General features: G+C 42.7%; 20 protein-coding genes. 6 read left to right on the forward strand and 14 right to left on the reverse strand.

Going from position 1 to position 23,395, the window contains the following annotated elements:
• Nucleotides 1–108 precede the first annotated feature (108 nt).
• Both DACSA_RS11325 and DACSA_RS11330 read right to left on the reverse strand, forming a co-directional pair.
• Nucleotides 109–1,011 (reverse strand): RpnC/YadD family protein, encoded by a 903-nt coding sequence (locus DACSA_RS11325; RefSeq protein WP_015229886.1) that lies wholly within the window; start codon nucleotides 1,009–1,011, stop codon nucleotides 109–111.
• Between the two features lie 110 nt (nucleotides 1,012–1,121).
• Complete coding sequence (locus DACSA_RS11330) at nucleotides 1,122–1,460, reverse strand: DUF4351 domain-containing protein (RefSeq protein WP_232225071.1); 339 nt, start codon at nucleotides 1,458–1,460, stop codon at nucleotides 1,122–1,124.
• Between the two features lie 193 nt (nucleotides 1,461–1,653).
• On the opposite strand from DACSA_RS11330, the gene DACSA_RS18310 reads away from it, so the two are divergent.
• Nucleotides 1,654–4,752, forward strand: coding sequence for a S8 family serine peptidase (locus DACSA_RS18310; protein WP_015229887.1), 3,099 nt, complete (start codon nucleotides 1,654–1,656; stop codon nucleotides 4,750–4,752).
• A 243-nt stretch (nucleotides 4,753–4,995) separates the two neighbouring features.
• Here DACSA_RS18310 and DACSA_RS11340 read toward each other — a convergent pair whose 3' ends face one another.
• On the reverse strand, nucleotides 4,996–6,207 hold the full coding sequence (locus tag DACSA_RS11340; RefSeq protein WP_015229888.1) for an MFS transporter: 1,212 nt from the start codon (nucleotides 6,205–6,207) through the stop codon (nucleotides 4,996–4,998).
• A 145-nt stretch (nucleotides 6,208–6,352) separates the two neighbouring features.
• On the opposite strand from DACSA_RS11340, the gene DACSA_RS11345 reads away from it, so the two are divergent.
• Nucleotides 6,353–7,837, forward strand: coding sequence for a carotenoid oxygenase family protein (locus tag DACSA_RS11345; protein WP_015229889.1), 1,485 nt, complete (start codon nucleotides 6,353–6,355; stop codon nucleotides 7,835–7,837).
• On the opposite strand, the gene DACSA_RS11350 is transcribed toward DACSA_RS11345, so the two are convergent.
• From DACSA_RS11350 to DACSA_RS11380, 7 genes are all read right to left on the reverse strand, one after another.
• The gene (locus DACSA_RS11350; RefSeq protein WP_015229890.1) at nucleotides 7,834–8,124 is read right to left on the reverse strand and encodes an MSMEG_0570 family nitrogen starvation response protein; all 291 of its coding nucleotides are present in this window, start codon (nucleotides 8,122–8,124) and stop codon (nucleotides 7,834–7,836) included. The genes DACSA_RS11345 and DACSA_RS11350 overlap by 4 nt on opposite strands.
• Before the next feature lie 93 nt (nucleotides 8,125–8,217).
• Nucleotides 8,218–8,691 (reverse strand): nuclear transport factor 2 family protein, encoded by a 474-nt coding sequence (locus tag DACSA_RS11355; protein ID WP_015229891.1) that lies wholly within the window; start codon nucleotides 8,689–8,691, stop codon nucleotides 8,218–8,220.
• Between the two features lie 9 nt (nucleotides 8,692–8,700).
• The gene (locus tag DACSA_RS11360; protein ID WP_015229892.1) at nucleotides 8,701–9,648 is read right to left on the reverse strand and encodes a sll0787 family AIR synthase-like protein; all 948 of its coding nucleotides are present in this window, start codon (nucleotides 9,646–9,648) and stop codon (nucleotides 8,701–8,703) included.
• Between the two features lie 9 nt (nucleotides 9,649–9,657).
• A complete protein-coding gene (locus tag DACSA_RS11365; RefSeq protein WP_015229893.1) occupies nucleotides 9,658–10,194 on the reverse strand; it encodes an MSMEG_0567/Sll0786 family nitrogen starvation N-acetyltransferase in 537 nt (178 codons plus the stop codon).
• Between the two features lie 15 nt (nucleotides 10,195–10,209).
• Nucleotides 10,210–11,292 carry an MSMEG_0568 family radical SAM protein gene (locus tag DACSA_RS11370; protein WP_041235836.1) on the reverse strand — a complete coding sequence of 361 codons (1,083 nt, stop codon included), beginning with the start codon at nucleotides 11,290–11,292 and terminating at the stop codon, nucleotides 10,210–10,212.
• A complete protein-coding gene (locus DACSA_RS11375; protein WP_015229895.1) occupies nucleotides 11,285–12,310 on the reverse strand; it encodes a Nit6803 family nitrilase in 1,026 nt (341 codons plus the stop codon). Before DACSA_RS11375 ends, DACSA_RS11370 begins: the two co-directional genes overlap by 8 nt.
• An 84-nt stretch (nucleotides 12,311–12,394) precedes the next feature.
• Nucleotides 12,395–12,877: an MSMEG_0572/Sll0783 family nitrogen starvation response protein gene (locus DACSA_RS11380; protein ID WP_015229896.1), complete on the reverse strand. Its 483-nt coding sequence runs from the start codon at nucleotides 12,875–12,877 to the stop codon at nucleotides 12,395–12,397.
• Between the two features lie 349 nt (nucleotides 12,878–13,226).
• On the opposite strand from DACSA_RS11380, the gene DACSA_RS11385 reads away from it, so the two are divergent.
• Nucleotides 13,227–14,456 (forward strand): MSMEG_0569 family flavin-dependent oxidoreductase, encoded by a 1,230-nt coding sequence (locus DACSA_RS11385; RefSeq protein ID WP_015229897.1) that lies wholly within the window; start codon nucleotides 13,227–13,229, stop codon nucleotides 14,454–14,456.
• Nucleotides 14,457–14,588: 132 nt separating this feature from the next.
• Here DACSA_RS11385 and DACSA_RS11390 read toward each other — a convergent pair whose 3' ends face one another.
• Nucleotides 14,589–15,701 carry a LuxR C-terminal-related transcriptional regulator gene (locus tag DACSA_RS11390; protein ID WP_015229898.1) on the reverse strand — a complete coding sequence of 371 codons (1,113 nt, stop codon included), beginning with the start codon at nucleotides 15,699–15,701 and terminating at the stop codon, nucleotides 14,589–14,591.
• 401 nt (nucleotides 15,702–16,102) lie between these two features.
• Nucleotides 16,103–16,387: a hypothetical protein gene (locus DACSA_RS11395; protein WP_015229899.1), complete on the reverse strand. Its 285-nt coding sequence runs from the start codon at nucleotides 16,385–16,387 to the stop codon at nucleotides 16,103–16,105.
• A 1,163-nt stretch (nucleotides 16,388–17,550) separates the two neighbouring features.
• On the opposite strand from DACSA_RS11395, the gene DACSA_RS11405 reads away from it, so the two are divergent.
• Nucleotides 17,551–18,744: a class I SAM-dependent methyltransferase gene (locus DACSA_RS11405; RefSeq protein WP_015229900.1), complete on the forward strand. Its 1,194-nt coding sequence runs from the start codon at nucleotides 17,551–17,553 to the stop codon at nucleotides 18,742–18,744.
• 6 nt (nucleotides 18,745–18,750) lie between these two features.
• On the opposite strand, the gene DACSA_RS11410 is transcribed toward DACSA_RS11405, so the two are convergent.
• Nucleotides 18,751–20,955 carry a putative PEP-binding protein gene (locus DACSA_RS11410; RefSeq protein ID WP_015229901.1) on the reverse strand — a complete coding sequence of 735 codons (2,205 nt, stop codon included), beginning with the start codon at nucleotides 20,953–20,955 and terminating at the stop codon, nucleotides 18,751–18,753.
• A 70-nt stretch (nucleotides 20,956–21,025) separates the two neighbouring features.
• Nucleotides 21,026–21,895: an NAD(P)-dependent oxidoreductase gene (locus DACSA_RS11415; protein ID WP_015229902.1), complete on the reverse strand. Its 870-nt coding sequence runs from the start codon at nucleotides 21,893–21,895 to the stop codon at nucleotides 21,026–21,028.
• A gap of 125 nt (nucleotides 21,896–22,020) precedes the next feature.
• Between DACSA_RS11415 and DACSA_RS11420 the strand changes: the two genes are divergently transcribed.
• Nucleotides 22,021–22,488: a hypothetical protein gene (locus tag DACSA_RS11420; RefSeq protein ID WP_015229903.1), complete on the forward strand. Its 468-nt coding sequence runs from the start codon at nucleotides 22,021–22,023 to the stop codon at nucleotides 22,486–22,488.
• Between the two features lie 9 nt (nucleotides 22,489–22,497).
• Complete coding sequence (locus DACSA_RS11425; RefSeq protein WP_015229904.1) at nucleotides 22,498–23,388, forward strand: DMT family transporter; 891 nt, start codon at nucleotides 22,498–22,500, stop codon at nucleotides 23,386–23,388.
• Nucleotides 23,389–23,395: the final 7 nt, after the last annotated feature.

The raw sequence follows: 23,395 nt of genomic DNA on the forward strand, positions 1-23,395 counted from the left end.
GAGAGTAGCGAAACCCAACCTTAATCAGTCTCCCCAGTAGGTTGGGTGGAGAGTCGCGAAACCCAACATTATTGTTGGCAACAATGGAAGCGCGATCGCGCTACTAAGCTACTGTTCATCTTGATTAATGAGTTGAGTCACTTCTTCTGGGGAAAGTTCAGTGAGTTCAGCAATTTCCTCAATTGTCATGCCTCGACTTAAAAGGTTGCGGATGAATCTTCGCTGCGCGATCGCAATGCCACGCTGTTCACCTCGTTGTTCACCTCGCTGTTCACCGCGTTGTTCACCGCGTTGTTCAGCCTCTTCTAGACGTTGGGTATAAACCGTTGATAGTTGCATGAGAAATTCCCTCTCTTCAGTTTCTAAACCTTGTTGCTCTTGCTGTCTTACTTCTAAGATAGCAACCATATTCGCTACAATTTCGAGCATTCTATCCCGAAAGGGGTTGGTTTCTGGTAGTTGCTGTAACTCTTCAATTGCCTGCATTTGCACCTTACCGCGACCAAAAATCCTTAAGAATAAGGTGTCGGGAGTGCGAGGAAGTTGGTGTATGGCAACCAAAACAGTTCTGAATCCTTCCCCACAAAAATAGAAACCTTCCACCCAGTTTTCTAAGTCTGGTTCAGCTTTAAATGCTTCCAGCACTGAGTCAGAAATGGTCGGTGAGAGAATCCAGAGAGTCGGCGCTTCTTGTTCCGAGAATGGGGTTTGTTCTCTTCGGTAGCGTCGTTGTTGGCTTGCTTCTAAATCCAGTAATTTTTTCAAGCACTTTCGCACTTCTTGGGCATTAATGGGATTACGATACGGTTCAATGACAGCAGGAGTTAACGCTAATTTCCCCAAGAAGCCTAATGCGGTTAAGTTAGCTTTCTTGTCGGGATCAGGAGTGAAAAAGAAATCAATTTCGCGAACTTCGGAAGCCACTTTAGAATCTACCTCGCTTTTTCCAAAAGAATAGAGCAATTCTTCAAGAGAATCTTTACTAAATTGATCGTGAAGGTTTCGAGTCAAAAGAAAGAATCAAGGATGAGTTTTTTTTATTATCTCATCTTGAGGTCTCAATTGATTCCTTACCTTAAGCAGCGATCGCGCCAAATTTCAGGAGACCCTAATCAGAGGAATCATTGTTCTGTTCCTCTTGCATCAAGCAACCAACGCTTAAGATCAGCGATCGAGGTAAAATCCAAGAGAGCTTCAGCCAGGGCTTCAGTTTGCTCAATCTCTAATTTCTCAATCTGGGTTTGAATTGGGGAAGGAATGTCTCCAAAACGCCGTGAGAGCAGTCGCCAGACTAGTGATCGCGCTTCTGTTTTTTTCCCGCGCTGTTCAACTTGTTGTTCCCATTCTATAAAGGCTTGTGGCAAGGGCCTAGTCACCTCCTCCCCTTCTGGGAGTTCTGGATTGGCTTCGACAATGATTTTCCATCCCTCCCCCAAACCGCGATCGCGCCTTACCCTCAAAGTGTGTGAACTTTTGTTAATTTGCAGTCTTAGGGTGATCTCTATGCTAATCTAGTGAGGTTGTTTATTTCAACAATTTCATATTTAACTATGTCATTGTTAATTATCTTTGACGCTTAAATCTTTAAATGGATTGTTTGAAGTAAATAGAAAGAGTGAGAGTTTTAAGGAACAATATGAGGAGTAATGTATTATGACTAGCTCTAGTTTTGAAACTGCTGAGCGCATCGATTCCACCGACATTATTGACGATTCGGTAGAAGCAGGATTCGACGATTCCGACTACTATGTCTTCAACTTGGCTCAGGAGAGTACCGCTGAAGTGACTCTCGATGTTTCCGAAGACGATGCTGACCTGTACTTATACGATAGCGCTCAAAATTTCATCGCCTTGTCGATGAATGGAGGCTTGGATTCAGAATTTATTGTCGAGGAGTTAGCAGCTGGAGATTATTACTTAGAAGTTGAGGCTTGGTCTGGTTTCACTGACTATACCTTAGACCTGTTGAGTTTCTCAGAACCAATCATTGATGATAACGACAGCTTCGACACAGCGAATCGCCTTGATGCCACCGACATTATTTCCAGTGATGTTGAGGTGGATGTTGATGATTCTGACTACTATGTCTTCAACTTAGCTCAGGAGAGTACCGTTAATGTTATTCTCAATGTTGATCTAGATGATGCTGACCTGTTCTTATATGATAGCAGTCAAAACGTCATCGCTTCTTCAGCTAACGCAGGACTCAGTTCGGAATCTATTGTCGAGGAGTTAGCAGCCGGAGATTATTACTTAGAAGTTGAGGCTTGGTCTGGTTTCACTGACTACACCTTAGACCTATTGAGTGTCTCAGAAGAACCGACCTATGATGACGGTAATAATACTTTCGAGTCTGCTATGGCGATCGAGATTGGCGAAACCAAGACAGAAAGAGTGAGTTCTAGCGATCCAGAGGACTACTACTCTTTTAACTTAGTCAACGACACGATGATCGAACTCAACTTGACAGGAATTGGAGGGGATGCCGATCTCGAACTGTATGATGCTAATGAAGAGTATGTAGATGGGTCTTCCAGTTTTGACTCTTCTGAGACGATCGAGACATTTTTGGCTAGTGGCGAGTATTTCATCAAAATCGATGCTTACAGCGGAGAGATAGACTATGAGCTATCTCTCGCCTCAAGTGACAGTCCTTCAATTCCCGACGATTCTGCGGGCAATAGTCTTGACGAAGCATTATCAATCGGCATCAATGATACTCATTCTGAAGGAGTCGGACAAGACGGCGACGAGCTAGACTACTTCCGCTTTGAATTAGATAGCTTGAGTGAAGTAACAATTGGACTCAGTGGCCTGTCAGCAGACTTAGATCTAGAACTCCTTAATGTCGAGGGCGGTATTATCAGTTCCTCAGAAAAAGGCGGTTTCCAAGATGAAAGTATTTCTGCTCTACTAGAGGCTGGAACGTATTTCATCAAAGTAGATCCCTTTGGGCCTGCAATCAGTAGCTATGAGTTGGAGATTGCCTCTGAAACAGCGTCGATTTCTCCCGAACCAAATCCCTTTGATGCTCGAACTGGTTATGGTTTCTTGGATGCATCTGTTGCTGTCGCATCAGTACTGAATCAAGATCCTTTTCCCATCGTTGATCTGTTTGGTGATGGCGATGAGTGGGCAGTGAATATGGTTAACGCACCGGAAGTTTGGGAGCAAGGCTATACAGGGGAAGGTATGGTTGTTGCAGTTCTCGATACAGGTATTGACAGAAATCATCCCGATTTATTCGACAACATTTGGGAAAATTCTGGGGAAATACCAAACAATGGAGAGGATGATGACGGAAATGGCTTCGTCGATGATGTTTACGGGTGGAACTTTGCGGGGAATAAAAACGATACCTCAGACCTACAAGGACACGGAACCCACGTTGCAGGAACAATCGCCGGTCGTGATGATGGTGTAGGTGTCACTGGTGTTGCCCATAACGCCCAAATCATGCCTGTTAAAGTTTTAGGGGATGATGGCTTTGGAACCTATCAAGGGATAGCCAACGGGATCGTATATGCCACTCAAAATGGGGCAGATGTGATCAATATGAGTTTAGGCGGTCCCAATCCATCTCCTATAATAGAGGATGCCATTGAATATGCTGTTGATCAAGGAGTCATAGTCATTTCTGCTGCAGGCAATGAGGCTCAGGAGGAGCCAGCTGCTCCAGGTGTTTTTGCCGATGAATTTGGCGTGGTGGTAGGTTCTGTTAACCGCAGTAACCAGCAATCCAGTTTTTCCAACGAAGCAGGGGAAGATCCATCAATGATTTACGTAACAGCCCCTGGAGAAGACATTTATTCTTCTATTCCAGGAGGAGATTATGATTCTTGGAATGGCACTTCCATGGCAACTCCTCACGTTGCAGGAATAGTGACGCTAATGTTGGAAGCGAACCCTGACTTAAGTGATCAGGAAGTTCGTGAAATTATCTCTTCAAGCACAACCAATTCTCCTACTATAACTACCAATTCTGATTTGAGCGGTTTTGGCATTCAGAGTGCCAAAAGTAGCGAAATTGCACCTTCTTTCGAATTTCAAAATGACGACTCAATTCCTGTTGAAATTCCCGAGTCAGCAGACATCACAGATCTTAGTGCTGTCGATGATTTGGTCTTCGGAACTTCTAATAACGACACCCTCAATGCCGCTGATCAAAATGATCCTTATACAGGGAATAACCAAATCACCTTCACTGGCGCTGGGGAAGACCTTGTTGATGGTTCGATCGCGGGAGATGGTTCTAACCGTAATTATGGTGGCAGCAATGCTGATGAATTATTTGCAGGGAACAACGATCGTCTTTTTGGAGAAGGCGGTAACGACACCCTAGATGCTTCTCAAGGAACAGGTAATAACCGACTTTATGGAGGCGACGACAATGATGATCTCATTGCTGGAAATGATGATTTACTAACAGGTGGGAATGGAGACGATCGTCTTTTCGTGCGACAAGGCGGAAACAATCTTCTGATTGGCAATAGCGGCGCTGATCAATTCTGGATTGCTACTGATGAAATTCCCAACTCTCCTAACATCATTACCGATTTTACATCAGGAGAAGACGCGATCGGTTTCGGTAGTTTCCCAGACCTTTCTTTTAATGATCTCATTGTGAATCAAAATGGAGAAAACACTCTCATTGGTTTAGAGGCTAACAACCCGATCGCTGAATTACAAGGGGTACAAGCCAATACCTTAACCGAAAATGACTTTGTTTTTGCAGCACAGTCCCCTGTTTAGTTTCCCCAGTAGGTTGGGTGGAGAGTCGCGAAACCCAACCTTAAGCAGTCTCCCCAGTAGGTTGGGTGGAGAGTCGCGAAACCCAACCTTAAGCAGTCTCCCCAGTAGGTTGGGTGGAGAGTCGCGAAACCCAACCTTAAGCAGTCTCCCCAGTAGGTTGGGTGGAGAGTCGCGAAACCCAACATTTAGCAGTTATTACGTGGGAAGTGTTGGGTTTCATTTCGCCCAATCGACATGAGGGTTTCACGAGTTACGAGACAATGATTCCGTTGCAGGAGTGAGAGCAGTTTTCACACTAGAGGCAAAAGCAAACACAGCTACGACACCTAAAATCCCACTGGCAAGAGCATAAGTGCCGCCAGCGCCAACCCACTGCACCGCCGTTTGACTGGCAAAAGGAGAAAGAAACTCACCGATATAGAAGGCTGTGGTTAAGCCCCCTAATGCTCTTCCCCTAATTTCAGCGTTAACCGTCTTTGTCACCCAAACCTTACAATTGGGAAACAGTAAGCCAAATCCTAAGCCACTTACCCCCAAACCCAAAACGATAAATTTAATGCTGGGAGCAACCGCGACAATGATATGTCCGACACAAGCAAGACTAAACGCCATTGCCAAAACATTAATAAAGGTAAATCTTGCTTTTAGCCAACCGTAACCGAGAGACGAACCTGCTTGACAAAAAGTCATGGTTGCAATGGCAACGCCGCTTAAAGACGCAGACGCATCAAAGGAAGAGCGCAAGTAAAACGGTAGCTGTACTGGCGTAAGATAAAACAGAAACATATGTAAGAGTTCTACTCCATAAATTACCCCAATGGTTAATAAGGGTAACTGCGCCCAAGACAATCCTCGGTTTTCTCCTTCTTGTTCAATCACTTCATGGATGGGTTCTCGCAACCAGAGGATCATAAATGGCACTAATATCAAAGGCGCAAGATAAATGAGAAACGGAACACGCCAACTGATATCTGCTAACACCCCACTGACTGATAACACCACAACTCCTACCAGTGCGATACAAGTCGATTGTAATCCCATTAGCGTCGATCGAGTCTTATCTTCGTAATAGTCAGCGATGAGGGTGGTAATGCTGGTAATCCCTCCCGCAACCGCAAATCCGAGCGCGACTCGCGTTAGAAGCAGTAAGGTTAAACTATCTAAGAAATAACCCACGCCTCCAGAAAGACTGGCTAAACTAATTGAGCCAATGAGGAGCGTTTTTCGTCCTACTCGATCGATGAGTTGACCCACAAGTAAACCGCCGAGAATAATAGAGAGAGCAGGCATTGTTAAAATTAGTCGCACCCAGTATTCAGAATTGTTAATCTCTGCAAAATAATCCTGAATCGCAGGTAAAGCGGGAGAAATCGCCGCACTGGGTAAAATGACGATCGGGCTTGCTCCCAGCAAAACCGCTTTTACTTTGAGGGAGTCACGATTGAACTCAGACATAGGACAGCAAATATTATCTTACCCCTCATTTGTAACATTACTTAATTTAATTTGCCTCATTCTCAACGTAGATTCGTTAATTTTCACGATATGGTGAGGCTTTCGCTAAGATAGATGTAAAGTTTTATAAACAGTTTCCCAGCTTATGACCTCTCTAACCAGCAAACCGACTTCTGAGCAACCTTACTCGAAACAATACTGGCGACAAGGATATCAATCCCAACGACAGGAAGAAAGCTATGATCTGGAAATCCTCTCAGGGAGCGTTCCCAAAGCCTTAACAGGAACATTATTCCGCAACGGACCTGGCTTATTAGATATTCATGGGATACCCATCCAACATCCTTTTGATGGTGATGGAATGATTTGTAAATTCTCCTTTAAAGAGGGAAATGTTCATTTTCAAAACCGTTTTGTTCGCACGGAAGGCTTCCTCAAAGAACAAGAAGCTGGAACAATTTTATATCGCAATGTCTTCGGAACACAAAAGCCTGGTGGTTGGCTAAAAAATGCCTTTGATTTTAAGCAAAAAAATATTGCCAACACTAACATTACTTATTGGGGAGATAAACTACTCGCTCTTTGGGAAGGAGGTTTACCTCATCGTTTAAATCCTGATACTCTAGAAACGATCGGGATTGAGCAATTAGATGGAATTTTAGGAGAAGGAGAAGCCTTTTCTGCTCATCCCTGGGTTGAACCTGAATCAGTGATTAATGATCATCAACCCTGTTTAATTAACTTTTATATTGAACCTGGTTTATCAACAACGATTCATATCTACGAATTTGATCCTGATTTCAATCTCTTAAGAAAACAAAGCTATCCTGTTCCTGGCTTTGCATTTGTGCATGATTTCGCCATAACTCCTCACTATTATATCTTTTTCCAAAACCCTGTAAAATTTAATCCCATTCCTTTTGTTTTCGGGTTACGCGGCGCAGCGGAATGTATTAAATTTAAGCCTGAAGAAAACACTCGCATTTGGGTGATTCCTCGCGATAAAAACAGTGGCGAAACGGTTAAAGAATTAGAAGTCAATGCTGGTTTTATCTTTCATCATGGGAATGCGTTTGAAGTGAAAAACAAGCAAATTTGTGTTGATTCAATTTGTTATGCTGACTTTCCTGAAGTGGATGCGGATTCTGATTTTAGAGATGTGGATTTTGAAGCATTATCTCCTGGTCAGTTATGGCGTTTTACCCTTGATTTAGAAACAGCAACCGTCGCCAAAAAAATAATTGAACCCCGTTGTTGTGAGTTTCCTTTTGTTCATCCTAAAAAAGTCGGACAACCCTATCGTTATTTATTTATGGGAACGGCTCATCAAGCGCGAGGAAATGCTCCTTTACAGGCAATTTTGAAGTATGATTGGGAGAAAGAAGAGCGGTTAGTGTGGAGTGCTGCGCCAAATGGTTTTGTTAGCGAACCCATTTTTGTTCCGAAACCTGATGGGAATGATGAAGATGATGGTTGGGTTTTGACTTTAGTTTATCAAGGGGAAAAGCATCGATCGGAATTAGTGATTTTGGAAGGAAAAACTTTAGAAGAAACCGCACGTTTGGGTTTAAGGTATCATATTCCCTACGGTTTACATGGTAGTTGGGTTGATTACTCCCATTTTCATTAGATTGCTTTTAAGTACACCACTTTTACTTGTTGGCTAGGATGATTGGGATAATGATTGGCTTTTTCTTGGATCGCTTGCAGTTGTGCCAAAGCTAACCGACAAGGATGACCATATTTTTGTTGCACTCGATCGCTTGCCGTCGTGAGTGCTTGGCGCGATCGGGCAACAAATTCCTCTAAATCATAACTCTCCCCAGCATAAAAATAGGTTTGTATGACAGAAGAAGGGGAATAACAAACCTCACTCTCCCCATCGGGCCAAACAATCTCAAACTGAACTTCTGGCATAATTTTAAGTTTCCTCTCAATTATCTAGGATCATTTTTGCAGTGGGAAAAACAAGGCAAGATTCCCATCGGGAAACCCCACCATTAGGAGAGATCAAAGTCCTAAATCAGACAAACCAGGATGATCGTCTGGTCGGCGCCCCAGAGGCCAATGATACTGACGCTCACTTTCTGTGATCGGTAAATCATTAATACTGGCAATTCGACGTTTCATCAAACCATTTTCATCAAACTCCCAGTTTTCATTTCCATAGGCACGAAACCAAGACCCCGCATCATCACGCCATTCATAGGCAAATCGTACAGCAATTCGATTTTCTTGAGCAATCCACAATTCCTTAATCAGGCGATAATCTAATTCTTTACTCCATTTCCGTCGCAAAAAAGCGACAATGGCTTCTCGTCCTTGAATAAATTCTGCCCGATTTCGCCAAACACTATCAACGGTGTAAGCTAAAGCAACTTTTTCTGGATCACGACTGTTCCAAGCATCTTCAGCCAGTCTGACTTTTTGTTTTGCGGTTTCGGTATTAAACGGAGGAAACGGTGGTTTTTGTTCGATTGTCATAATTGTTACCTATTTTTTAAATCCTGTTAGCGATTTGTTCTCTAAATCCCAAAAGACGAGAGATTCTGTTTTTGATTTCAGCTTTAATACGGAATGACGAATGACTGTCCCCACGACGGCCGAAGTTAAGCCTTGGCTTTGAAAACGAGACTGAACCTCATTGACATGATGGGGGCGAATACTTAATAGAAATCCATAACTGGGGAAACTCAATAGCCATTGCTTTAAACTCAATGTCGGTGGACAGGGAATCGCATCAAGATCAAGGATCGCCCCACAGCCAGAGGTTTCTAATAACATTAAAGCGGTTCCGACAATTCCCCCCATACTGACATCTTTTCCCGCATCGCATAACCTTTTTTCTGCTAACTCGGGAAGAAGATTAAGTTTGTTTTGTAATTGATCAGGAGAAGCCTCCGTTGCTGTATCCCAACAGTAGGAAAACTGAGGATGAGGTTTCCCTTCTAAGTCGGTGACAAACATTAAAACATCTTCTGGTTGCGCTTGAAAGCTACTAATGAGATGTGTAGCCCGCCCCAAAATTGCTACACCCAAAGCATCATAAGGACTATGGCAGTTAGTATGTCCACCAACAATGGGAACATTCAAGGTTTTGGAGGCTGCAATCATTCCCTCCCAGAAGAGTTGTGCTGATTGTTCCGATTGACTCCATAAGGTATCAACTACTGCTAACGGTCGTCCGCCCATTGCATAAATATCGCTGACATTGACTAACACGGAACACCAACCAGCAAACCAAGGATTTTTCTCGACTAAACTGGGAGACATTCCTTCCGCTGCCAAGAGTAAGTATCCCTCTCCATCTGGAATGGCGGCACAATCATCTCCGAGAAGAATCGAGGTGTTGTCTGGAAAGTATCGAGAGGCAATCTGAATGTCCTGTTTATTAAGAATACTTAAACTGTCTTGTAACTCTGAAATCAAATCCGATAGCATCAAAAAATGTTAGTTTGTCATGACTAAAGAACGAATCACAGAAAACTTAAGGAGTGAAGGAGAGACCGGTTCAGCAGTAGCGGCGGGAGGATAAAAGTTCAAATCAGCTTCCATGAGATGATGAGGACGATCGCGCACGATTAATTCTTCTAAAGCGTGCCAATGTTGTCGTTGGAAAAAGCGAACATTTTGCTGTTGTACCGTTGCTAGAAACCGATCGCAGCCCCAGGTGTGGGCGGTTGTTACTGCTTTGTAAATTAATCCTTTTCCAATGCGCCCGACTCGCCGATAATCGGGATGTACGCCTAAACGTCCACCGTACCACAGTCGCGGTTGTTGTTCATAAATCCTGACCACTCCGACAACGCGGTTAGGGGCTTCGGTATCGATGGCAACAATGGGATGGGCAGTGAGGTCGATTTGATCTTGATCGTGATCAGTAAATAAATTTTGTTCTTGACAAAAAATTTGTTGACGCAGATCAAAATAGGCTTGAATGTCTGGTTGAGACTGGGCTAATTGAAATTGATAACGACGGTTTGGCATTTGTCCCTCCTTTGACTAATTCTCAAATGTTGATAATGCCGAACAAGCCCCACATTTAGCACAGCCGGCAGTCATATTGTTTGACAACATCCCTGCCTGCTTCAGGAGTTCTCCTACCTTCTGATACAAACGAAACATAAAGTCGCTATCCGGTGCGGGATGATCGGCTAAAGGGGTATTGGTAATGGGAACAAAAGGAACAACAAAGGGATAAACCCCCATATTAATCAACTTCTCACAAGCCATAATTAGGGTTTCTAAACTATCCCCTAATCCCGCTAACAAGTAAGTGCTGACTTCCCCCCAACCAAAGACCTGAACCGCCGCTGCAAAGGCTTCGTAATAGTAGGAAACGGGAACTTGGGCTTTTCCGGGCATAATTTTTGCCCGCACCTCTGGATCAACGGCCTCTAGGTGCATTCCTAAGCTATCTATTCCTGCTGCTTTCATCCGTTCCAACCAGATAAAATCATCTGGGGGTTCACATTGGGCTTGCAGGGGAAGATTGACTCGCGCTTTGATTGCTTGGGCGCATGCGGCGAGATAAGCAGCACCGCGATCGCGCACATTAGGCGTTCCTGTGGTCATAATCATTTGCTTGACCCCATCTAAGCGCACTGCCGCTTCGGCAACTGCTGCGAGTTGTTCTGGCGTTTTCCTAGCAATGGTTCGATCCGCCTCTAAGGATTTTTCGATCGCGCAAAACTGACAGGCTGTTGATTCGTCTCGATAGCGCAGACAAGTTTGTAAAACGGTTGTGGCAAGGACATCATGGCTGTGCAAGAGGGCGATTTTCCAATAGGGAATTCCCTCGGTAGTAGTTAACTGATAGAAATGTGGCGTTTCGGGAAGCCCAATCGGCGCGATCGGGGTTTCATCTTGATAAAGCATCGCCTGTCCCCTGTCTAAATCCACACTGTAGGGAGACTTGCCAGCGGTTGCTGTATAAACCGGCACCATCACCGTTGTTCCTTCTACGATTACTGCCCTATGATCGGAAGGTCCTGCCCCTGCTTTGCGTCCCACTGTTGGGGAACTGGCTTGTTTGAACTGTAATCCTTGAGATTGCAGTTCAGTAATTAAACGTTGTTTATTCATTGCTGTCATCAAACTGTACTATCTGAGGAAACTGGTTGCGACTTTCAGCGTCCGTTGTTTCCCATTCCGATTGAGAGATGCCAAAGGCGTGCAATTGCGACCATTCTGCCTGATTAACCTGCAGTTTTAATAAATCTGGTCGCGCATAATGTCCCACTGCATCCATCATTCGCTTACGCTTGGTAATTAGGGAAAAATCTAAATCCGCGATCGCGCAGCCTTCTCCTTCGGTAATTGGTTCACACAGAGGCTTTCCTTCGGGACTAATCATCCCCGTGTAGCATCCCCCACTCAGCGCCTTCTGCAGCTTCTCATCAGGGGTAATCTGCTGTTTTTGTTCCGTGGTTAGCCATCCCGTCGCATTCACCACAAAACAACCCGACTCCAACGCATGATGACGGAGGGTAACTGCCATTTGATCGGCAAAAATTTGTCCCACCATCGAGCCGGGAAACTGGCTACAATGGATTTGCTCCTGTTGCGCCATCAGGGTATAACGGGCAAGAGGATTATAATGTTCCCAACAGGCTAACGCCCCCACCCGACCTACTGCGGTATCAGTCACCTTCAAACCAGCCCCATCTCCTTGTCCCCAAATCATCCGTTCATGGTAAGTCGGGGTAATTTTACGGCGTTTGAGTAATAAACGACCATCGCTATCAATCACTAATTGGGTGTTATAAAGCGATCCAGCATCCCGTTCATTCACCCCTAACACCACCACCATCTGCTGAGAACGGGCGGCCCCTTGAATCGCCTCTATGGTTTCTCCGGGAATGGTTACTGCTTCTTCGTACAGTTTCAGATGTTCTTTTCCCATGAAAACTGGGGCTTGCACGAAAGAAAAATAGGGATAATAGGGAAGTAACGTTTCTGGAAAAACAATTAACTGCACCCCTTCTTTTGCCATTTGCGCGATCGTACTTAAAACTTTTTCTGTTGTTCCCTCACAACTGTATAAAACTGGACTAATCTGCGCTGCCGCTACCCGAATGCTTTCACCATAATCAATTTTCATTGTCAACTCTTGCTTTCCCTGCTTTTTGTCAATGAACCAACAATTCTCTTTTTTCCCCCTAAAAAAAGGGGGTGAGAGAATTACTTACATCGTCCAAGTATCGAGAATTAATGCCCCTTCTTTGCGGTGCATTAAAATAATATCGAGAACATCTAAAGGGTTAATTGCACGAATTCCCGGAATTAAAGAGGGTTCGCCATGACCATAAAGGGCTTGTAAGGCAAACCGGCAAGCGTAAACACTGCCTCCTTCATTGATGATTTTTTCGATGCGTTCATTCATCGCTTGATGACCGGGAAAGGCTTCATCGCCAATTTTAGGAAAGCCTCTTTGTACCCCCAACGTCACACCAGGACCATATAACAGCACTGAAGTTTCAAAGCCTTTTTTCATTAAACGACTTGCCTGCATTAAATTCACTAAACCAATTGATCCTTCAAAGGCAACGGTATGAAAAGTTAATAAGGCTTTTTCTCCCGATTCGGCTTGAACATCGGGAAAAACTTTTTCTTCATAATCAACAAGAAAATCCCCTTTTTGATGAGCGGGAGTAGTTACTTCTGGCATAAAATTGCTTCCTTGCTAATGAATTTTGCTTTTACTAAACGAGTGACATTAATGATTAATTTACAAGCAAGATTTTCTCAATTCCTGTAGCATCAATAACAGAATATAAGTTTTATCAAAAGTGATAGTTTAGCAAGGACTTTCCTTAACAAAATGAGCCTATTTCGAGAAGGAAAACGATAAAATCCTACACTGTCGGGCTTAAATAACAGTTTGCCTCACCTAGGGAAATCAATAGGGGAGGATCAATCCCTTTGTTGTTAACTAAATTTGTAACTAAAACTACATGAAAAAAATCGAGAAACATTTAGAGTGCCAATTGAGAGCAAAGAATTAAAAAACAAGATTTATGACCCTTCAATACTCTGTAATCATTGTTGGCGGTGGACAAGCAGGATTAGCAATGAGCTATCTTCTCAAACAGAGAAGTATTGATCACTTGATTTTTGAGAAACATTCCATTGGTCATGCTTGGCGGCATCAACGTTGGGATTCCTTTTGTTTAGTGACTCCTAACTGGCAATGTCAATTACCGGGATATCCTTATGCTGGGTATGATCCCAATGGTTTTATGAGCAAAAGTGAAGTTGTCCAGTATCTGGAAAATTATGCTCGATCGTTCGCCCCACCGCTACAAGAAGGAGTAGCCGTTTCTAAACTCGATGCCAATGAAGAGGGGTTTACTGTTGAAACCAGCCAAGGTAACTACACTGCCGCGCAAGTGGTAATTGCGACAGGAGGATATCATACGCCAAAAATTCCTCCCATGGCGGAACGACTGCCGAAAGGTATCCAACAATTGCATTCGGTAGAATATAAAAATCCTCAGTCTCTGCCTGATCAAGTGTTGGTTGTGGGAACAGGACAATCAGGGTGTCAAATCGCAGAAGATTTACATCTAGCGGGAAAATCGGTTCATCTCGCCACTGGAAGCGCGCCTCGCGCCCCCCGCCGCTATCGAGGGAAAGATGTAGTGGAATGGTTGGACTTAATGGGATATTATGATCTTCCCATTGACGAACATCCCCAAAAAGAAACTGTGCGGCATAAAACGAACCACTATCTGACCGGACGTGATGGGGGAAGAGAGATTGATTTAAGAAAGTTTGCTTTAGAAGGAATGCACTTGTATGGACGCTTGGCAGACATTACCTCGGGTAAAATTTGTTTTCAAGACAACCTCAAAGACAATTTAGATGGGGCGGATGCAGCCGCAGAAAAAATTAAAAAAAATATTGACCAATACATCGCAGAAAATAAAATTGATGCCCCTGTAGAACCCCCCTACCAATCCCTTTGGAAACCGACAAACTCTCCTCTCACCCTTGATTTTAATCAGTTAGAAGCCGTCATTTGGTGTACAGGCTTTGAGATGAATTTTAATTGGGTTGAGCTCCCTGTGTTTGATGGTAAAGGTGAGCCCAAGCACGATCGCGGCGTTACTCCTGTGAAGGGACTTTATTTCCTCGGACTGCCTTGGCTTTATACTTGGGGATCAGGTCGCTTTTCTGGTATGGCCCGTGATGCAACTTATATCGCCGATCAAATTGTCGCTAAAAAACTCCAGTTGGTTGGTTAAGTAAGGCAAGTTGCCTTAGGCTTGCATGCAATATGCGTGACGATTGAACAATCAATGAACTTGCATTTTTATCTGAACTGAATCGCCTCAAATCCTTATTTGGTAAGACTTTCAGTTTTCTTGACTCAAGCCCTAAATTAAACCCTGAACAGTCGCTTGATAAATTGCTTGATAACGGTTTTTTGCTTTCAGTTTCGTTAATATCTTGTTGAGGTGAAATTTAACGGTACTTTCGCTAATGTGGAGGGTTCGAGCAATTTCCCGATCGCGCAACCCTTGCGCTAATAATAACATTACTTGTTGTTCTCGCAGAGATAAGATCGATTCTTCGTTTGAGACCATTTCCCCAGCAAGATAGGGCAGTTGTAAAGTAATTTGGATAACTTCCTGAGAAAAACTAAATTGGATTTCCAGCTTTCCCCCTAAACGATTGGCGATGAAGTCGAGATCGCCAAAATAAATTTTCCCCCAAGCCCTAGCATCGATCGCGTGATCAACGGTGGCAACAATGCCTTCTAGGGTAACCGCTTCTTCCCCGTAGCTTAAGCGACAATAACTGCAGTTCAACTGATTAAAAATCTCTGTTGTTCTCAGTAGAAGATAGGCTAAACTAAGACTTAAGGTTCGCTCAGTTCCCATCAAAGTTAGTGCTGTGGATTTGAGAACCGAAGCAAGACAATCTGACAAATCGACTCGATGAGCTAGTTTCTGAGAAGAAGTGTTAATCTGAGGATTGTCTTGGAGTTTCAAAGCAGAATCGAGGGCGGCAGTTGTTCCCATACACAACACTTGTAAGACTTCTAAAAACTCTGGTGGAAAGGGGGTCTGACTAAATGCTGCTAAAACCCCAATCACTTGCTCGCGTCTTTTGAGAGGATAACCGGCAAACCCCTGTATTTGATTTCGGATCGCCCAGTCTCGATCTTTTACCCAGCTTTCTTCTGCTAAATGATTACTCAAAAAAGGAACACAATTTTGTGCAATTTTCCCGACTTTATATGCCCCCATGGGAACACGAGCAAATGAACCATTGAGGCGGGTGTATAATCCTGATGAAGCAACTAAACGCAACCCTTTTCCCTCGGATTCGGTTAGCCAGATGCGAACAAAAGCACAATTAAACTCTGTTACCAATGCGTCAGTAATTTCCTGTGCGATCGCTTTTGGGTCAAAGTTTCCTGAGACTTTCTGGATAATTCCATTTACTTTTTGCAGATCGAAAATTAATCGAGCCGAGTCTAACACAATGGTATTCTTTGCGGTGATCAGCCGAATTGGTTCTAAATGTTAAGCTAGCAAAATTTTAGATTGAAGAAAGTAGCAAATATAACAAATTGTCCGCCACTGTTCGATCGAGCTTCAAATCGGTGATCAAGTTGAAGAAGATTTATAGCAATCCCAAATGAAGAGGCAAGTTGCCTTAGGCAAGTTGCCTTAGGCAAGAGGCAAGTAGGTTGGGTGAAGTTTACGAAACCCAACACCAATCAGCAAGAGGCAAGAGGCAAGAGGCAAGAGGCAAGTTGCCTTAGGTAAGAGGTAAGATTTCAAAGTTTTGATGCAGGGTTTTCACTATTGAGCGTTCAATTTCCTTGCACTTTTTTGAGGGGTTAAGAACCTTAAAGCCTCATTGGGTAAGGGTTTCAGTTTTATTCAGGAAGCCCTAGATAATTTTGAGTTAAATAACGACTCATTACCCAATCACTATAAGCTCGATCGAACGTATGAATATTAACAACTCCCTTCACCTTCCAAGTAGCTTGGAGATTATGATCAGGATTAGAAATCGTTAACTGTTCATTCGATGCTTGTCTTAATTTGATAAAATCAGAAGATAAGGACTGAAGATAAAGCGCAAACTTGGGAGAAGAAACATCTGGAATCATTAAATAATTTGCTAAGGTTAATAAAATCGAGTTATAGAGAGTTTCCATAATACTTTAAGCCAATTTAATTTAAATCTTGTCTGCGTCAACTTGTAGCAATCTGGTTTCTTATGTGAGAAACCGATTAACTAAGTTCCCCCAAAATTGGGGGTTAGGGAGCAAAATTTTCTCGTAACTTATCTCAGATTGCGATCTAAGTTCCCCCAAAATTGGGGGTTAGGGGGCAAAATTTTCTCGTAACTTATCTCAGATTGCGATCTAAGTTCCCCCAAAATTGGGGGTTAGGGGGCAAAATTTTCTCGTAACTTATCTCAGATTGCGATCTAAGTTCCCCCAAAATTGGGGGTTAGGGGGCAAAATTTTCTCGTAACTCATCTCAGATTGCGATCTAAGTTCCCCCAAAATTGGGGGTTAGGGGGGCAAAATTTTCTCGTAACTTATCTCAGATTGCGATCTAAGTTCCCCCAAAATTGGGGGTTAGGGGGGCAAAATTTTCTCGTAACTTATCTCAGATTGCGATCTAAGTTCCCCCAAAATTGGGGGTTAGGGGGCAAAATTTTCTCGTAACTTATCTCAGATTGCGATCTAAGTTCCCCCAAAATTGGGGGTTAGGGGGCAAAATTTTCTCGTAACTTATCTCAGATTGCGATCTAAGTTCCCCCAAAATTGGGGGTTAGGGGGCAAAATTTTCTCGTAACTTATCTCAGATTGCGATCTAAGTTCCCCCAAAATTGGGGGTTAGGGAGCAAAATTTTCTCGTAACTTATCTCAGATTGCGATCTAAGTTCCCCCAAAATTGGGGGTTAGGGGGCAAAATTTTCTCGTAACTTATCTCAGATTGCGATCTAAGTTCCCCCAAAATTGGGGGTTAGGGGGCAAAATTTTCTCGTAACTTATCTCAGATTGCGATCTAAGTTCCCCCAAAATTGGGGGTTAGGGAGCAAAATTTTCTCGTAACTTATCTCAGATTGCGATCTAAGTTCCCCCAAAATTGGGGGTTAGGGGGCAAAATTTTCTCGTAACTTATCTCAGATTGCGATCTAAGTTCCCCCAAAATTGGGGGTTAGGGGGCAAAATTTTCTCGTAACTTATCTCAGATTGCGATCTAAGTTCCCCCAAAATTGGGGGTTAGGGGGCAAAATTTTCTCGTAACTTATCTCAGATTGCTATAACTGCAAAATCTATCTTATTAGGATTTATCTCATTAATCAATGAATCAACTCAAACCTAACTCCGAATTAATCAGAATCATTCAAGATAAAATCACCCAATCTCCCCAAAAAAGAATTACCTTTGCTGAATACATGGACTTAGTTTTATATCACCCCAAACAGGGATATTATAGTTCAGGTGTTGTGGAAATTGGTAAAGCGGGAGACTTTTTTACCGCTTCTTCTTTAGGAAGTGATTTCGGTGAGTTACTAGCAAAACAGTTTCTAGAAATGTGGGAGAAGTTAGAACAACCCACTCCCTTCGATTTAGTGGAAATTGGCGCGGGAAACGGACAACTCGCCAATGATATTTTAAGCTATTTATCCCAAGATCATCCTCAATTTTTACAAAGTGTTCAATATCAGATCATTGAATCTTCTCCCGCCTTAAAACAGGAACAAGAAAACCGACTCAAAATTTGGCAAGAAAAAGGAGTCACTCTCTCTTGGAAATGTTGGGAAGAAATTCCCAATGAATCTTTAGTCGGATGCTGTTTTTCTAACGAGTTAGTTGATGCGTTTCCCGTACATCGTTTACAAGTGGAAGCAGAAACATTGAAAGAAATTTATGTTACCGTTTCTCCCCCCGAAAGCGATTCTCCTTTTACAGAAATCAGTGATGAAATTTCGACTCCTCAACTGCGAGAATATTTCCAAACTGTTGGCATTTCTTTCTCCACTTCTGATTATCCTGACGGTTTCCAAACTGAGGTTAATCTAGCAATGATTCCCTGGCTAAAAACCGTTTCTCGCTGTTTAAAACAAGGCTATCTTCTTACAATTGATTATGGCTATACGGCGGAAAAATACTATCATCCCCAACGCGATCAAGGAACATTACAATGTTACGTTCAACATCAACGACATAATGATCCTTATTTCTTAATCGGTAAACAAGATATGACGACTCATGTGGATTTTACCGCGTTAGAAATCTATGGAAAACAGTATGATTTAGAGTTTTTAAACTTTACTCAACAAGCACTATTTTTAATGGCTTTAGGATTAGGCGATCGACTTAACTCACTCTCTCAAGGTGGGTTTAATGTTATGGAAATTCTACAGCGTCGAGATGCACTTCATCAACTGATTGATCCGATGGGGTTGGGTGGGTTTGGTGTTTTATTACAGGGGAAAAATTTAACTTCAACCCAAGTTTCTTCTTTGATGGGTTTTCAGGAAGACTTGTCTTAGTTTGAGTTATTTTTGATTTAAATGGTTTCGTGCTGCTTCTAGTAAAATTCGTTTTTCCGATCGAGCGATCAAATTATAAACTGTATTTATTCCCGACTCTTCCACCGAAATTCCAGTCACTCCCCAACCGACTAATTTCTCCACTAATTCTGGATATAAAACAACTCCTTGTCCACAAATTGAACAAGAAATTCCTCCCTCTCTTGCTTTTTCAATTAAAGTCTTTAAAGCCTGTAATACCGCAGGATGACACTCGTTATATTGATCGCCAAACTCTCCCTTTTCTCGATCGACCCCTAACAATAATTGTGTCAGATCATTCGTCCCGATAGCAATTCCTTCAATCCCTACCTTGAGATATTCATCTAATAAATAGATCACCGAAGGAACTTCCGCCATGATCCACATCTGACAGCTTTTTTCCAAACCAATTTCTGTTAATAATTTTTTACAAAATTTGACTTCCTCAACCGTGCGAACGAATGGTAAGATAAGATTAATATTGTAATAGCCCTGATGCTGTAGGTATCGGAGGGCAAACGTCTGGGCTGAGAAAAAATCAGAATCCTTAACATAACTATACGTGCCACGTATCCCTAAAAGGGAAACATCCTGCTGTTGTAACGTGAGCCAATCTGTGGAACGATAGAAAATCGGACGGGGGAAAAAGGCATCGGCAAATTGAGCAATCAAACTTGCTAACCGTTGGCTAAACGCTTCGCGGTGGGAAGAAAGCCAAGTGGAGAGAGGCTTTTCCCTAAGCAATGGTAGTAACATTAAATCCGATCGAAGCAACCCCACCCCATCCACAGGGAGTTGAGACAGTGCGATCGCGCGATCGCTTTGAGATACATTCACCATCAACTGCGTCGCTAAAACCGAAGAGTCTCGCGGTGGGTTAACATCAATCTTTCTCTCATCCCTTGTTTTTTCCCCCTGAGACGGACGTAACACCTCACCTTGGTCTCCATCTAGGGTGACTTCTGTTTCTCCCTGTAAAGCCTCGATCGCGCCCTTTGCCCCAACAACGGCGGGAATGTTTAACTCTCGTGCTAAAATTGCGCCATGGGAGGTCATCCCCCCAGATTCAGTAACTAACCCACCTGCGGACTTAACGAGAGGTAAATTGTCAGTGGTGATACTTTTAGTGACTAAAATTGATCCTGTCGGGAAAGCGCGATCGTCATCTTTTCCGACAAGATAAACTTTTCCCGTCACTCTTCCCCTTGCTACCCCCAGACCTTTAACAATTAATGAACTAGAAGCGGATGGTTTAAACATAGTAACCTGAGCGGAGAATTGAGTTAAGTATAACTGAAAACTGTTTTCTTGGGGAAAAAATGTCCACTCACAGGAAAAGTTTTGATTGACTGTTGCTTGTAGTTTCGCCGCCAAATTAATCAGTTGAGATAATTGTTGTGAGGTTAAAATTTCTGTTTCTACTTCCGTCTGAGGTGAGGTGATTTGTAAGGAAGCATCAAGGGAATAAATGCGAGTTTGATAGCCAAGCTGATGAGATTCGATCGTGTGATGATGAGGATTAATTTTGTAAGTTTCTGGTAAGGATTCCCCTCGCACTAAACTATATCCTAATCCTCGCACGGCTTTAATCTGCCATTGTTGGGGATTAACTTCTAGAATACCAGAAGCGATCGCGCTTTCTATCCGTTGAATAATCACAGCTAATCCCAATTTATTCCAAGAGATTCCTTGCTGCTGCCAATAAAATAAACTCGAAGCAGAAAACAACGATTTCCAAACCTTTTTTAATCCGAATTCAATCGCTTTTAAGTCGCACTGGCTACAATATGAAGTTAATAAACCTGAAACCGATACTGATTGATCAGGGAACACTAAAGAGGGACGAAAAATAATGTGATTCGTTTCCCAAACAGTCATTATTTGATACAGTTGCTGACACCATTCTTGATCTAATGATTGAGTTTCAATGTGATGAGAAATTTGATCGGCGGTTGCTTTTAGCGTCTCATAATCATTGAGATCAAGTTTCTGGATTCGTTGCCAAATTGAGTCATTTTCCTGTGACAAAATAGCCTCTAAAACCTGACTCCCGACGACAATTCCTGATGGGATATTATAACCTTGTTGGGATAACTGACTCAGCGCGATCGCCTTTTCTCCAACAGCTTTTAGATCAGAAAGATTAATTTTTTCTAAATCATAAATATCATTTTTCATTACATCTAACATCGTTTTCCTTATTCGTTTTTGTAAGAATATTGAGTTACAGTAGGGTGGGCAATGCCCACCCTACTTGTTATTATTGATTACTTTTTCCAGATTTAATCGCTTCAAACAAAGCTGAATAATCTTGATCTGCTAAACCTAAATCTATCGCTGCTTCTAAAATTGTTTCCATTCCGTTTAAAGAAGAAACGGTTAAGCCTTCTGTTTTTGCAGCTTCTAAAAATAACTGTGTATCCTTTAATAAATGTTTGGTGGGAAAATTAGGATTACTATAATCTCCAGCGACCATTCGTTTCAGTTTTTTATCAAATGTTGGCGCATACAAAGCACTTTCTCTTAAAACTGACATAAATGTTTCGACATCAAGCCCTTCCTGTTGAACAAATGATAAACTTAAAGCAAATGCTCCCGTTAAAGAAACAATTAACTGATTTAAAGCGAGTTTTAATGTCGCGGCTTTTCCCACTGTTCCCACTAAAAATGGTGTTCCTAGATAGGATAAAATGGAATGCCATTGCTGGAATTGTTTTTCTGTTCCTCCGACCATAATTTGTAATGAACCAGACTTCGCTTGGGGAATACTTCCTAAAACGGGTGCTTCGAGATAGTCTCCATTTTGTGCTAAAATCTGTCCTTGTAGCTGTTGGCTTTCTTGCGGCGCGATCGTTCCCATCTGGATTATTGTTCGTCCCGATAAGTGTGGCGCGGTTTCGGTGGTGAGTAAAACTTCTCGAATTGCTGTGGCATCGGTTAACATTAAAATGATGCAATCGCATTCCGAAACTAAAGCAGTGGGAGAGTCCGCAATAGGAACGCCTTGATCTTTTAAGGGTTGTAACTTTTCCGAAGTGCGATTGTATGCAATCATTGAAACATCCGCAGCGAGGAAAGTTCCAGCCATCGCTTGTCCCATTAATCCTGTACCGATTAATCCTAATTTCATAAAACGTTACTTTTAACCTTTAATTGCAATAAATATTTGCCTAAGCAGGATATCAGACCGAAAGTTTGCCAAGATCATCCTAAAAGCAGAAACTAGACTCGATCGAACAAATTACCAATTCAATTATGACCACAGACACGATTTTATTCAGTAACGCCCCAGAAATCTCCGCCGATGACTACTGCGTCTTTGGGGTAGCGACTTGTTTTATTCGCGAGGAAGGGGAAACCAAACAAGTCAATGTCATTGAACCGCTTCCCTCTTCTACTTTAGAATCAGTATTAGAAGGGGCTGCCACCTCCTATCAAATGATTGCGGCTAAACCTGTGAAAGCGGTATTTGATGGACAGAATTTAATCAAACCAGATGAGTTTCCGCAAGATGCTGATTTCGGAACTGATTTCACTGAACGCATTATTGCATCCGTTCGCACTTATAAATATCACGATCATTTACAATCTTCTTTTCCTTTGGGAACATTGAAAGAAGACCTCAATCACTCTACTAAACAAAAACGAGTGTTAAACGCGGAACGCATGGTTCGCACTGAGGATAATGTCAAACAACACTCTCACACTCATTCCGTTCTGTAATTGGACTTAATGCTGGATTTTAAGGGGGAATTCGCTGCTTTATTCGCTGCCTTGCTATGGGCGAGTTCTTCGGTGGTTTATAGCCGTTTAGGACAACAAATTTCCCCCTTATTCTTAAATTTTATCAAGGGCGCGATCGCGCTTTTTCTTCTTCTTCTCACCGCTATTCTTACCAGTAGCGCTATTCCTAACCTTCCCCCGACTCCTGTCTTCTTCCTCACCATTAGTGGAATTATTGGCATCGGTTTCGGTGACACCGTTTTCTTCTCTTCCCTCAAGTATTTAGGCGCGAGACGAGCTTTATTATTTGAAACCCTCGCCCCCCCTCTGGCGGCAATTATTGCCCTCATTTTCCTCAAAGAAAGCCTCTCTGTTTATTCTTGGTTAGGCATTGTTTTAACTTTAATTGGTGTCGCTTCGGTGATTAGCGAACGCACTAGCAACCAAGATATTTTTACAATTAATCTTAAATTGGGGATTAGTTTTGGACTTCTCGGCGCGATCGCGCAAGCAGTGGGGGCGGTTCTCTCGCGTTCGGCTTTAACTGATTTTAACCTTGATCCGCTTTGGAGTACCCAAATCCGTCTTCTTGCGGGTATAGCTTCTCTGATTCCACTACTATTTTCTCAGCGTCACCAATTGAAACTTCCTTCTTTGCAATGGTCATGGCGTTTAGTGGGAATAATTTTTATCACCGCTTTTGCCAGTACCTATTTAGGGATTTGGTTACAACAAATTTCCCTAAAATTCACCGCCACAGGAGTTGCTCAAACCTTAAGTTCTACCAGTCCGCTTTTCGTGCTTCCGATTGCCGCTTTTCTCAAGGAAAAAATTACCCCTCGCGCTGTGATTGGCGTTTTCATTGCCCTTTCAGGCATTGCACTTTTATTCTTACCATAGGGCACAG

This window comes from Dactylococcopsis salina PCC 8305 (assembly GCF_000317615.1).
GTDB lineage: Bacteria > Cyanobacteriota > Cyanobacteriia > Cyanobacteriales > Rubidibacteraceae > Halothece > Halothece salina.

What these genes read in the sequence shown, in the direction of transcription:
- DACSA_RS11405 (WP_015229900.1), top strand. Translation starts at nt 17,551, where the DNA reads ATGAATCAACTCAAACCTAACTCCGAATTAATCAGAATCATTCAAGAT.
- DACSA_RS11415 (WP_015229902.1), bottom strand. Translation starts at nt 21,895, where the DNA reads ATGAAATTAGGATTAATCGGTACAGGATTAATGGGACAAGCGATGGCT.
- DACSA_RS11370 (WP_041235836.1), bottom strand. Translation starts at nt 11,292, where the DNA reads ATGAATAAACAACGTTTAATTACTGAACTGCAATCTCAAGGATTACAG.
- DACSA_RS11380 (WP_015229896.1), bottom strand. Translation starts at nt 12,877, where the DNA reads ATGCCAGAAGTAACTACTCCCGCTCATCAAAAAGGGGATTTTCTTGTT.
- DACSA_RS11345 (WP_015229889.1), top strand. Translation starts at nt 6,353, where the DNA reads ATGACCTCTCTAACCAGCAAACCGACTTCTGAGCAACCTTACTCGAAA.
- DACSA_RS11340 (WP_015229888.1), bottom strand. Translation starts at nt 6,207, where the DNA reads ATGTCTGAGTTCAATCGTGACTCCCTCAAAGTAAAAGCGGTTTTGCTG.
- DACSA_RS11395 (WP_015229899.1), bottom strand. Translation starts at nt 16,387, where the DNA reads ATGGAAACTCTCTATAACTCGATTTTATTAACCTTAGCAAATTATTTA.
- DACSA_RS11425 (WP_015229904.1), top strand. Translation starts at nt 22,498, where the DNA reads ATGCTGGATTTTAAGGGGGAATTCGCTGCTTTATTCGCTGCCTTGCTA.
- DACSA_RS11410 (WP_015229901.1), bottom strand. Translation starts at nt 20,955, where the DNA reads ATGTTAGATGTAATGAAAAATGATATTTATGATTTAGAAAAAATTAAT.
- DACSA_RS11350 (WP_015229890.1), bottom strand. Translation starts at nt 8,124, where the DNA reads ATGCCAGAAGTTCAGTTTGAGATTGTTTGGCCCGATGGGGAGAGTGAG.
- DACSA_RS11365 (WP_015229893.1), bottom strand. Translation starts at nt 10,194, where the DNA reads ATGCCAAACCGTCGTTATCAATTTCAATTAGCCCAGTCTCAACCAGAC.
- DACSA_RS11360 (WP_015229892.1), bottom strand. Translation starts at nt 9,648, where the DNA reads ATGCTATCGGATTTGATTTCAGAGTTACAAGACAGTTTAAGTATTCTT.
- DACSA_RS18310 (WP_015229887.1), top strand. Translation starts at nt 1,654, where the DNA reads ATGACTAGCTCTAGTTTTGAAACTGCTGAGCGCATCGATTCCACCGAC.
- DACSA_RS11375 (WP_015229895.1), bottom strand. Translation starts at nt 12,310, where the DNA reads ATGAAAATTGATTATGGTGAAAGCATTCGGGTAGCGGCAGCGCAGATT.
- DACSA_RS11355 (WP_015229891.1), bottom strand. Translation starts at nt 8,691, where the DNA reads ATGACAATCGAACAAAAACCACCGTTTCCTCCGTTTAATACCGAAACC.
- DACSA_RS11420 (WP_015229903.1), top strand. Translation starts at nt 22,021, where the DNA reads ATGACCACAGACACGATTTTATTCAGTAACGCCCCAGAAATCTCCGCC.
- DACSA_RS11385 (WP_015229897.1), top strand. Translation starts at nt 13,227, where the DNA reads ATGACCCTTCAATACTCTGTAATCATTGTTGGCGGTGGACAAGCAGGA.